The 11,691-nt window shown below is 67.1% G+C and carries 8 protein-coding genes; 2 read left to right on the top strand and 6 right to left on the bottom strand.

What is annotated here, in order from left to right; genetic code table 11:
• The 6 genes from JSV65_09755 to JSV65_09780 form a co-directional block, all read right to left on the bottom strand.
• On the bottom strand, positions 1–782 hold a 782-nt coding region (locus JSV65_09755; protein UCH36616.1), incomplete at its 3' end, for a serine hydrolase.
• Between the two features lie 44 nt (positions 783–826).
• Complete coding sequence (locus tag JSV65_09760) at positions 827–1,642, bottom strand: SDR family oxidoreductase (protein UCH36617.1); 816 nt, start codon at positions 1,640–1,642, stop codon at positions 827–829.
• A 37-nt stretch (positions 1,643–1,679) separates the two neighbouring features.
• The gene (locus tag JSV65_09765) at positions 1,680–4,784 is read right to left on the bottom strand and encodes a DUF4981 domain-containing protein (protein ID UCH36618.1); all 3,105 of its coding nucleotides are present in this window, start codon (positions 4,782–4,784) and stop codon (positions 1,680–1,682) included.
• 72 nt (positions 4,785–4,856) lie between these two features.
• On the bottom strand, positions 4,857–6,029 hold the full coding sequence (locus JSV65_09770) for a hypothetical protein (protein UCH36619.1): 1,173 nt from the start codon (positions 6,027–6,029) through the stop codon (positions 4,857–4,859).
• Positions 6,026–7,513 (bottom strand): hypothetical protein, encoded by a 1,488-nt coding sequence (locus JSV65_09775; GenBank protein UCH36620.1) that lies wholly within the window; start codon positions 7,511–7,513, stop codon positions 6,026–6,028. The genes JSV65_09770 and JSV65_09775 overlap by 4 nt, the downstream gene beginning before the upstream one ends.
• 173 nt (positions 7,514–7,686) lie before the next feature.
• On the bottom strand, positions 7,687–8,706 hold the full coding sequence (locus JSV65_09780) for a hypothetical protein (protein ID UCH36621.1): 1,020 nt from the start codon (positions 8,704–8,706) through the stop codon (positions 7,687–7,689).
• Between the two features lie 171 nt (positions 8,707–8,877).
• On the opposite strand from JSV65_09780, the gene JSV65_09785 reads away from it, so the two are divergent.
• Positions 8,878–9,954, top strand: coding sequence for a mandelate racemase/muconate lactonizing enzyme family protein (locus JSV65_09785; GenBank protein ID UCH36622.1), 1,077 nt, complete (start codon positions 8,878–8,880; stop codon positions 9,952–9,954).
• 61 nt (positions 9,955–10,015) lie between these two features.
• Positions 10,016–11,533, top strand: coding sequence for a hypothetical protein (locus tag JSV65_09790; protein ID UCH36623.1), 1,518 nt, complete (start codon positions 10,016–10,018; stop codon positions 11,531–11,533).
• Positions 11,534–11,691: the final 158 nt, after the last annotated feature.

An 11,691-nucleotide genomic window follows, 5' to 3' on the forward strand; every position in this document is an offset into this window, starting at 1 on the left:
AGGTAGTCGTCCGTCTCGGCCTGCTGGGTGCGCGGAAGATCCTTGGGCGTCTGCGGCCTCATGTACTCGTCGAAGTAGCGGCGCGGCAGGACCTGGCGGTCGCCCCAGCGGCCCCGGTTGAGCCAGAACCACGCGATGCGGGCGAAGTCGCGCACCGAAGCGGAGAGGCGGCGGTTCTTCGCGCGGACCGCCAGGCCGTCCTGCAACCCCAAGGCGCCGAGCCGGTCGGGGTGTTCGGCAGCGGCCTTGGGATCATCCCGGAACACTTTGTCGAACAGGGTCTGCTGGTAGAGCTGGATCGCGAAGTCGTTGTAGGCCCACGCTGCGCCGGGAGGTTCGGGGCGCGCGTAGCCGCTGCTCATGCTCCCGAGGTGGCGGAAGGTAATGGCTTGGTCTTTCGGTTTGAGGTCCCACCCGAAGTCCGCGATGGGTTGGTCAACGCTCTCGACCAGGCCCTCCTGCAAAGCGAACAACAGCAGCGTGCTGAGCACGGGCTTCGCGGAGGAGAACCAGTCGCTGCGCTCCGCCTGGTCCCCCCACGCCTTGACGACGTATCCGTCCTTGATCACGCATCCCCTGCCGCCGAGCTTCTGCGCAAGCTCGTCGAGGATGGCGGAATCGAGCCCCAGGTCGGCGGGAGCGCGTTGCTCCCAGGCCGCGCCGGGGAAAACGACCTCGGTGGAAAGGGCACTGGCCGACAGGCTCATCATCCTTGGCCCCGAGCAGCCAAGCGTCAACCCGAACGTGATCCCGCAAACGATGACCGCCCAGGCACGTCTCAAGGTCGCCCTCCCTCGCGCTCAGTTGTAGATAGGCGCTTGCGTTGTCACCTTCTGCTGAAGGTCCGCCGGGTGATGCGATCAAGCCGGCCTGGCGCCAGCAGCTTCATCCACCCAACCAGCCTGCCTCGCAGCGAGGTCGTCACCTCGCGCCTGCGCGCTGCGGCGGCCTTGAGCATGATCGTCGCGCACTGCTGCGCCGACATCATCCTGTCGGTATAGAACTTACGCGCCGCCTCTTCGCCCATCAGCTCTCCGCTCGCCCGGCGAGTGTGCGCGATGAACCCGCTCACCACGAAGTCGGGATAGACGATGGTGACCGTCACCCCGTCATCCGCCAACTCCACGCGCAGCGTCTCGAAGAACCCCGTCATCGCATACTTGCTCGCCCCGTATGCGGTGTTGAGGGGTATCGGGACGCGCCCTGCGAGGCTGGACACGGCGACGATGCGCCCGCCGCTCGCCTTGAGGTGCGGCAGCGCGTGATACGTGCAGTACACGCTGCCCATGAAGTTGACCGCCATCACGTCCTCGAAGCCCCTGAGGTCAGGCAGCGTTTCGAATGGCGCGCGGACACTGAATCCCGCATTGTTGACCAGCATGTCAATGCGGCCGTGCGCCTCGACCGTCTGCTCGATAAGGTGCCTGCACTGCGCTTCATCCGCCACGTCCGTGGGCACGGCAATCGCCTTGCCGCCGCGCCGCGCGCACTCCGCCGCGACGGCATTCAGCTTATCAGCGCTGCGGGCTGCAAGAGACAGACGTGCGCCCTGATCCGCAAGCTGATAGGCCAGCTCTTCACCGATGCCGCTCGACGCGCCGGTGATAACACAGACCTCGTCGTTGAATGGTGTCTCCGCCATTTCCGCTCCTTCCCGCAGCACTGCGCCCGTGCGCGTCTTACCACGGCATCGGTTCGGGTGCCTGTCGCGCCGCGCGCATCGGGCTCACGCTCTCGGCCGAAAACGCTTTGAGTCGCACGGAGAACGTCGTCTCGACGGCTTGGACGAGGTACCGAGGCAGCGGGCCCGGGCCGCAGCTCGCGCTGCCCAGGCCGGACTGACGGTGATCGAGATTGAGGATCGTTTCGTCGCGGCGCACCAACTCGTGCGTGTGGCGCGCCTGCGTCAAATCCTCAGTGGTGTAGTGATGCGCGCTGACTTCGAGCAGTGGCATTCCGACAGCGATCACCCCGATGCCGCGCGCGTTCGTCACTGCCGCCCAGCGGGCCTCGGCCTTGTTGCCGTTCTCCTGCGGCATGATGTAGGGGACGTATTGCTCCTGCACCAAGCCGTGGTACACGCCGACGCACGCGCTCTCCTTGCGGTCCGCGTAGCTCTCGTGCGGCCCGCGCCCGTACCACGCGAATCGGTCGAACTCCCCGGGCATGAGCATCTGCAGGCCGATCCGCGGGAGATTCGGCAGGCTCCTGCGTGGCTCGATGCTGGTCTCGAGGATCACGTCCCCACTGCCGTAGATGGTATAGCGATAGGTGCACGTAAAGGCTACCGCGAAGCTCACGGGGGCCAGCACCGACGCCACTGCGATCTGCACCACATCCCTTTCCGCGCGGCTCATTGAGACGTCGGCGGTGCGGTGCGTCAGGCGGTCCAAGCCGACCTCCCGCCATCTGCGCGCGAAGTGCACGTCGTTGTCAGTCGGCGCGCGCCACACGTTGAGCCGCGGCCCGGCCCCGAGCAGCGGCGTGCCGCCGTACCGCCAGCGGGAGATCACGCCTGCCCGGCGATCAAAGTGAAGGTCGAACTCCTCGCCGGCGATGATGATCGCGTCTTCGGTTTCGGTCGTTGCGACAGGCGGCATCGCTCGCCTGAGTATCGCCGGCGTCGGCGGCGCCGCGACGGGCAGTTGGAACTGCGCCCATGCCACCTCGTGCCCCGCCGGCGCCCACGCGGTGGCCTCGGCGAGCGTGAAGCTGAGATCCAGCCAGTACTCCGCGCCCGGCTGCGCCGGCGGCAGCGTGTACGGCAGTGTCGCGGTCGTCTCTCCGCCGGCGGGCACATCGAGAGGCGGCGCGTCGCCCTCTGCCACAACATCGCCGTCGCGCCGGATGCGCCACGTGCCGCGCAGGTGGCGAAGCCACGAGAAGTCGTAGCGATTCTCGATCTTCACCGTGCCGGCGCGCAGGTCAACCGGCTCGACGTGCACCGGTTCGATGACCTTCTTATACTCGATCAGGCCCGTGTGCGGTATGCGGTCCGGGAAGTTCAGCCCGTCAATGCAGAAATTCCCGTCATTCGGCTCGTCGCCAAAGTCCCCGCCGTAGGCGAACCACTCCGCGCCGGATTCCGTACGCCGGCGGATACCATGGTCGACCCACTCCCAGATACACCCGCCGAGCAGTCGCGGATGCGTCCGGATCGCCTCCCAGTATTCCTTGAGATTGCCCGGTCCGTTGCCCATCGCGTGCGCGTACTCGCACATGAAGAAGGGGCGCGGGTCGTCGGTGCGCTCGCCCTCCGCGATCAGGTTCTCCACGGTGGGGTACATGACGCTCACGATATCCACCACCGGCGATTGCATCGCGCGTTCATAGTGGATCGGTCGCGTGGGGTCGGCCCCGCGTATCCATGCCGCCATGGCGTCGTGGTTGGGCCCGTACCCCGCTTCGTTGCCCAACGACCAGATGATGACCGAGGGATGATTCTTATCGCGCTCGACCATGCGCACCGCACGGTCCACGAACGCGGCCTCCCACGCGGCGTCCTTGGCAAGCAGATCATAGTCACCGGCCTTGACGACCCCGTGGCACTCCGCATCCGCCTCGTCAATGACGTACAGGCCGTAGCGGTCGCAGAGGTCGTACCAGCGGGGATCGTTGGGGTAATGCGACGTGCGAACGGCATTGACGTTGTGCTGCTTCATCAGGGTGATGTCGCGGATCATGGATTCCAGCGACACCGCGTAGCCGAGATCAGGATCGGTGTCGTGGCGGTTGACCCCTTTGATCGTGATGGGAACGCCGTTCACCAGGAGTCGGCCGTCCTGGATCTCAATCCTGCGGAAACCGACCGCGAACCGCTGCACCTCGGTCGTCGCGCCGTCCGGCGACGTCACGGAGACAAGGAACGTATAGAGGTTCGGCTGCTCGGCGTTCCACTGCCGCGGGCACGACACCGCGATGCGGTGCTCCACATAGTGCGCTTGCCCCGGCCCGAGCGCGACCTCGCCCTCCTGCGTGCCGACGACGGCGCCGTCGGCATCGAGCAGCCGCGTCGCAATCCGATAGCCCGTGACCTCGGCAGCCGTGTCGTTCCGCACCCCCACGCGAGCATTCAGAGTGCCGTTCTCATAGGCATCGTCGAGGTCGGTCCGCACGCACACATCACGGACGTACACGCTGGGGGGAGCGATCAGATAGACATCGCGGAAGATCCCGCTCAGCCGCCACATGTCCTGGTCCTCGAGATAGCTGCCGTCGCACCACTGAAACACCTGCACCGCGAGGAGGTTACGGCCGGGGTGGATGTGGGCGGTGATGTTGAACTCCGACGGCACGTGCGCGCCCTGGCTGTACCCGACCATCTGCCCGTTGACCCAGACATAGAACGCCGACGACACGCCCTCGAAAACGAGGAACACCTGCCGCCCCTCCCAGTCGGCGGGCACGTCGAAGCCGGTGCGATACGACCCCACTGGGTTCTCCTGCGGCACGTGCGGCGGATCGTACGGAAAGGGATAGGCGACGTTCGTGTACTGCGGCCGACCGTATCCGAACAACTGCCAGTTGCTCGGCACGGGCAGCGTATCCCATTCTCCGTCGTCGTATTCAACCTCGTGAAAGCCGCGAGGAGCCGCCGTCGGTGACGCCGCGTAGCGGAACCGCCAGTGGCCGTCGAGCAGCCTGAAGTACGGCGACAGCCCTCGCTCGCCGATCAGCGCGGTCTCCTCATCAGGATACGGGATACTCGTCGCGCGCGCAGGCTCGCGGTTGCGCTCGAGGATTTCCAGGTTCTCCCAGTCCGAGATATCGCGGGTGGACGCCATCTCAACTCCTCGTGACAAACTACAGGGGCGACCCGCTGGCCGCCCCTGCTTCTGTGCATGCTCTGCAGGTGTTCAGGACCCAGTCGGGCCGCGTCGATTCTTCGCGGCGCAATCCGCCCACACGTCTTCCGCGGCGCGGCGCAGGCTCTGCTCCGTCCAGGCCATCGTCTCGGGATTGGGCACCGATGCGCCGGGACACGCCACGAGGAACATGAACTCCTGGCTCGCCCTTGGCGCCAGCGCCAACTCGTAGGTCAGCCCGCCGCCTTCGTACAGCGACTGGTCGTTCTCGCCGCCGACGTCAACGTAATACTCCGCGACCGACGACAGCTTGCCGCGCACCGCTTCGTCCGCGTCCACGAACACGTCGGGTGAGAAGACCCAGATCACGTTGAGAATGGGATTGCTGTCCGGGGCCTGGGGATGAGGCGCGGAAACGACTTCCAGGCGCCCGTCGCTGTTGGCGTCCTGGGCTTCAAACACCAGGCATCCCGGCTGGTGCCGGCCCCACGCGGCGATCGGATCAATCTCGGCTCGCGGCGCGCCCTCGACGTAGAGCAGCACCGGGCGCTGGCCCGCATCCACGTGATGACTCTCGCAGAGCCCGAGCAGTACCGTCCGCTTCGCCCCTCGCGGCACCGCGAAACGGTACATGATCGGCACGCCGCCCATCCCCGCACGAATGTTGCGGAATGCCGGGTCGCACTCCCCTTCGGGATGCCCCCAGCCCGGCATCGGCACGTCCCCGCCCGCGCACCCCCAGCTTCGCTCTTGCCGTATCGGATGCAACTCCGGCGGCAACCCGAGCACCGCGCGTCCGCCGAAAGAGGCGACTCGCTCGCCGACGCTCGTCTGCTCGGGGAGCGCGAGGTGCATCCGTGTCTGCACCTCCTGCTCGGCTGTGTTCTCGATGCGTGCCGCGAGGACATCCACTCCGCCCGGCCAGATCGGCGCGCGGTACGCGGTGGTGGTCAGCACCACCGGCCCTGCGGTCACGGTGGTAGTCACACTCCTGGCGACGTCCGCCAGCGGCGACGCCTCGCTCGTCTGGTTCGATACCGTGCCGCCCGTGGGCTGCTCGATCCGCAGGCCGATTACGCCCCAGTCCTCGTGCAAGTCTCCCGATGCGTCAATCTGCGACGGCGGCAAGCCCGGGGACCCGAGAGATGTGTCAGCCGCGCCCGGCGCCCCGGCCGCCAGGCACAGCATCACCATCAGCGCGGAGGCCCAGCGTGTCATGCTCATGCCGCCTCCCTCCTCGGCGCTCGCTCGGGCGAGTTGATCACGCGGATGCCGTGCATCTGGCAGAACGCCTCGACATCACGCCGGTGATCGCCGTAGAACACCACTTGATGGAAGCCCTTGACATCGCGCGCGTCCTCGATGCGGTCCATCTCGACCTCGACGCTCGTGCGACAGCCTCCCGCCGGTGGCGTCGGGACGTTGCCGACGACGGTTCCCGTATCCAGTATCAGCGCGTCCGGCCCCTGGAACGCGACGAGCGTCGCCGGTTGCCCTCGACGCCACAGCACCTGCATCGCGACGCCCAGTTTCGACTCCGAGTGGCAGCGCAAGACATACGGCTCGCGCGGCTTGTCGAATCCGTTGAGCCGCGTGCCGCAGGTGCAGTGCGCCGCGACGAGCAGGTTCTTCGCCGTCTCCGGCACCGGGTCGTTCATGAACCCGGGCTTGTCGAACAGGTAGCTCGTCAGCAGCAGCCCCATCGCTGCCCACAGGTCGGCCTCGCAGCCGTACGTCACTCCGCCGTCCTGGAAAATGGACGCGGCCATGCACGGTGGCGTCGGCACCACCCTCGCCCCGACCATGCCCAAGCAGTCGGTGGTCAGCGCGTTCCCCCCTTCATCGCGCAGTAGCCGCTTCGCCGTGATGTATGACCGCGCGGCATTGAGTGTGTCCTGCCCCGTCGGCTCGACAATACGCTTCGCCCCGCGCCGCATTTGCGCGGCGACCTGGCGCACTTCGTCGGTCACCGGCATCCGCTCGAACAACTGGTGGAGCAAATCGCGCGGCACGTAGCAGACCTTCGTGCCCAGGCGCTCCAGCACCGTCTCGCGCCGGTCGTTTCCGGCCAGGATCACGAGCCGCGTCGCCTCGAGCTGTCGCTTGGCGCGTATCATGCGCATCGCCTGCTCCACTGCGCCGACCTCGAGCGAGGACACCACGTGCACCCCCGGCCGCCGCGAAATCTCGAGGACGTGTCCGGTAAACGCGGTGCCGATGGGGGCGAAGATGATGGTCGGCACGCCCGCGCTGGCGATGCGGCTCGCCCAGTGCCACGCGCCCATGTGCTGCAGCGTGATCAGCGCGCCATCCGGCTTCTCAGCCGTCAGTCGCTGCGCGAAGCTCTCCACCGCCTCATCGCTCTCCAATGGTTCGCGCTCTGCGTCGAGCCTCACGCCGACGCCCCGCGCCGCCTTGGAGAACTGCTCCGCGTACTCCCGCCGGTGGCCCTCGACGTCGTACGACGTTCCCGGCCAGCCGAGCCAATACGGCGGCTTGACGCGCACGAACGCGCTGCGAATCGTCACCCGCGGCCGTGGTCGGAAACCTGCGAGGTCGATGTACTCGCCGAGGTCCTCATCAGCCGCGAGCAGTCTGCGTCCGCCCGCGCCCAGAGTCACCGCCCCCAGCGCCGCCGCCGACATCTGCGCCAGAAATCGCCGCCGCGACATGAGACAGCAAGGGCCATCGTGTTGATGTTGGGACATGGCTGTCACCTCCAAGCGTGCCCGGTCAAACGCCTCGTCCTTCTCCCCGGTAGCTCGAACGGGCGCCTCCGGTCTGCATCCGACATTCCACTCACACCGATCACAGACCTCGCGTACCGCTATTCGCCGGGCGCGGGTCAGCGCCTCTCCGCCGGGCCCGGGCATGACGCGCCTCAGCTGCGGTCGGACGTGCCCTCGTCTCGATCCACCGCGACGCCGTTGACGCCGAGACCCGCCGCGCGCCCTTTGACGTACTCCGGCGAGCCCTCCGGCCCGCGGCAGATCGACCACTCCGTGGAACGGACGACACCGTCCCCGTACCCGCAGATCTGCCGCGTCGAGCAAACCATGTCGTAAAGGCGCTGCAGCAGCTCCCGGGCGGGCAGCGTGTCGCCGTACTTCAGCCCGAGAAGCTGCAGAAGGTCGAGATCCTTCTTCTCATCGCGCAGGGCCATCCCGATGCGGCCCGCGCACCAGTTGCGCTGCGCGTCATAGTCCGAACACGGCGGGCAGATGTCGCACGGGCCGGAGACGAGCGTGATCGGCATCTGCGGGTCCCTCCGGCACGCGTCAATCGCCTCGAACAGGTTGTCCTCCGCGATCGGTTCGAGGGCATCCCTGCCGCCGTGGAAACAGGTCATGCACATGAGGTGATGAGGCCGCACGCGCAGCGCCCGCGCCTCATACATCGCGGCAGCCGATGCATCCTTCACCCGCGCCTTCTCGGATGCTTCCCGCAGGGGGATGATTGCCTCCGCGCCCCGGGCGTGACCCCGTTCGTAGTTCCCGCTCCGCGCGAGACGGCACCCCTGCCAGGTCTCCGAAGTCACCTCGGCGTAACCGCAGATCCCGGTGCAGGTGGAAATGACGGCGAAGACGCCGTTGAATAGATCCCACGCCGGCCGCGTGTCGCCCGGCGCCAACCCCAGCAGGTGCAGGATATCCAGGTCGCGCTTGTCGTTGAACAGGTCCCCCTCCGGCGTGTCGTAGGCGCGCCCCGGGTTCTGGTAGGAATACGCGGAGTTCACAGTGCAGCGCAGCGTCAGCGGCAGGCTGGGCTGCGCGCGCACCGCCGCCGCGATCTCATCGAGACGCTCGGCGAAGTAGTACTTCTCCCCGGCCTCCGCCCCCGCGCGGCAGATGCAGCACAGCAGTTGGTACGGACGGATGTCGAGCGACCCGAATTCGATCACGATTGCGTTCCCCTGTCCGCCCGTTCGGGGCGACCCCTCGCGAGTGCGCGCGCTCCGACAGAGGCGTGCCTGACGACGGGGCAGAATAGTGTCGCGAAGAGAAGGCTGGTTCCCTCGTCGTTTTGACGATCACAGCCGATAACCTGCACGCCCGCAAATCGGAGGCTCGAAATGAAGATCGCTGCGGTCACGCCCTTGTTCCTCGACCCCACGCTCCTCGTCCGCGTGGACACCGACGCCGGCATCACCGGCTGGGGCGAATGCAGCCCCATGAACGGTCGCGTCGTCGCGGCGCACGTGCGCCATTCACTCGCCGCCATCGCCCTCGGCCGTGACCCCTTCGACGTCGAGGCCGTCGTCGAGGACATGTTCGTCAGGACCTATAAGATCGCCGGCCAAAGCCAGGCCATGGCAATCAGCGGCGTCGAAATCGCCCTGTGGGACATCATGGGCAAGGCGCTGCAGGTCCCGATCTACAAGCTGCTCGGCGGCGCGTATCGCACTCGGATTCGCATGTATGCATCGAGCATGCGCCGCGATATCTCGCCGGAGGGGGAGGCCGATCGGCTCGCGCGGCTGGTCGAAGAGCGGGGATTCACGGCGGTCAAGGTGCGCGTTGGCCAGACCTATGGCTTCGACCGCGACGCCGCGCCCGGTCGCAGCGTCGGCGTCGTGCGCGAGGTGCGCAAACGCCTCGGCGATGCCATCGAGATCACGGTGGACGGCAATAGCTGCTTCAGCGCGCCGCGGGCGATTCAATTGGGCCGCTGCCTGGAGGAATACAACGTCTTCCACTTCGAGGAGCCGTGCCCATACACCGATCTCGATGCCACCGCGCAGGTCGCCGCCGCCCTCGACGTGCCCATCGCCGGGGGCGAGCAGGACTGGGATCTGCGCCGCTTCAAGGAGATGATGGAGAAGCGCGCGGTGGACATCGTGCAGCCCGATGTCATCAAGGCAGGCGGTTTCTCGGTGTGTAGGAAGGTCGCCGCGCTCGCCGAGGCCTTCGGTTGCGTCTGCACGCCGCACCAGACCCAGCCGCTGGGCACCATCGCCACCCTGCACTTCGCTGCTGCCACGCCGTGCTGCCGTTACTCCCAGGAATACAACATCGAGCCGCATCCCATCGGCGACAAGCTGTTCAGGAATCCCGTGCCCGTGGTGGATGGCTTTATGACCGTGCCCGAAGGCCCCGGCCTCGGCGTCGAGATAAACGAGGACCTGCTGAGCCGCGCGGAGGCGGTGTAAGGTCTGCCCGCACGTCGCCCTGAGCAGACTCGACGCAACCGCCGGCAAAGAAAGCCCGCGCATGCCCGGACGCATCAACAGACGAGATTTCCTGCGCATCATCGGCGGCGCCGCCGCCGGCATGGTGCTCGCGCCCGCCGGTGTCGCTCAAATGCGCGAGCCTGGAACGACCGACGGGAGACGACAGATGGCGAAGCTCACATACCGGGAACTGTACTGCCCCGCCCACTTCGGCAACTCATACGAGGTGATGTGGCCCAACGAAATGGAGCAGGTGCTGGCGGAGGCGCAGCACTGGGGCTTCAATGTCTACGGCGACTGGTTCGACACCGCCGACCTGAAAAACCCGCACAATAACCCCCGCGGCGAGTACCTCCTGCCCCACGCCCTGTGGGAGCGCAAGCTCGGCCACTTTCGCACGGCGATGGGCCTCGGCTTCGCCACCGACCTCGTCACCACGCCCAACCACGTGTTCCTCGACCAACTCGCCTCCGACCTCCTCGCCGACACCTCCGACCGGCGCTTCTTCGGCCAGCTTCTCTGCCCGTCAAAGCCCGCTGCCCGCGATACTATCTTGCGCAATCACCGCGACCTCTTCGAGGACTTCCGGAACGGCGGCGTGCGATTGAGTTCGATCTCCGGCTGCCCGTTCGACTACGGCGGGTGCGCGTGCGCGGCGTGTCGCCCGTGGATCGTGACGTTCGGCAAGCTCTTCGCGGAAATCCACGACGCCGCGAAGCAGTTCTTCCCGGACATCAAAGCGCGGCTCATCGGCTGGTGGTGGACGCGGGAGGAGCACGAACTTTTCAAGCGCTGGGCGGACGCCGAGGCGGCCGGACGGTTCGCGTCGCTCGCCGCGCATCTGCCGTACGGCGAGGTCGCGCCCGCACCGGACCTCGCGCTCCCCGAGGGCTGCGAGCTCCACGCCTTCGTTCACGTCGGCTATGCCGACAAAGCCCAACCCAGGGATGTGTACGGCCCCTGGGGCCCGGTCGCGGCGGCCACTCGCATTCCAGCGACGATCACCGCGCTGGAATCTGCCGGCGTGACCGGCTTCATGGCCTATTCCGAGGGCGTTTTCGATGACGTCAACAAAGCGCTCCTCGGCGGCCTGTCCTCGGGCGGCCTTGACGACGCGCGCAGCGTGCTCGCCGCCTATGCCGAGCGGTATTTCGGAGCGTCCGGCGCGGATCGGAACGGTTGGGTGGAATGGCTTGCGGAGTGGGGCAACCCGTGGGAGGTGGACACTGCGGCTGCACGCCGGCGGTTCGACGGTCTATCCCAGCGGGCGCAAGCGAGCTGGCGGCTTGCGCAGTTCGAGGCGAAGCTGCGCATTTTCGAGGCCCATGCGGCGGTCAAGGCGCGTTCGCAGTGGGACGCGCAGCGGCTCGCCGCGGCCGATCGCTTCTTCGCCGAGCGCGAGCGGCTCCAGCGGGGCATCTGGGGCCTTGGCCTCGTCCGCCATGTCCTCAACCAACGCTACCATCAGCCGGACTGGTTTGAGGAGTGGCAGGCACGCCGCGGCGCGCAATCCGACGGCGCGCCGCAGGACGTTCCGTCGGAGACCTCAGGCACATAACCCGCCGCGACGCGCTCCGCGGGCCGGTTTCGTCGGCCTCACGCCAACTGCAGCGCTCGAAACCACAGGATCGCGTGTACCATCAGCCCGACTTGCCCGAAGTGAACCTGGTCGTAGCGCATTGACTCCGGCACGTACGTATCGGTGTCCGGCCCGGG

Source organism: Armatimonadota bacterium (assembly GCA_020354555.1).
Classification (GTDB): Bacteria; Armatimonadota; Hebobacteria.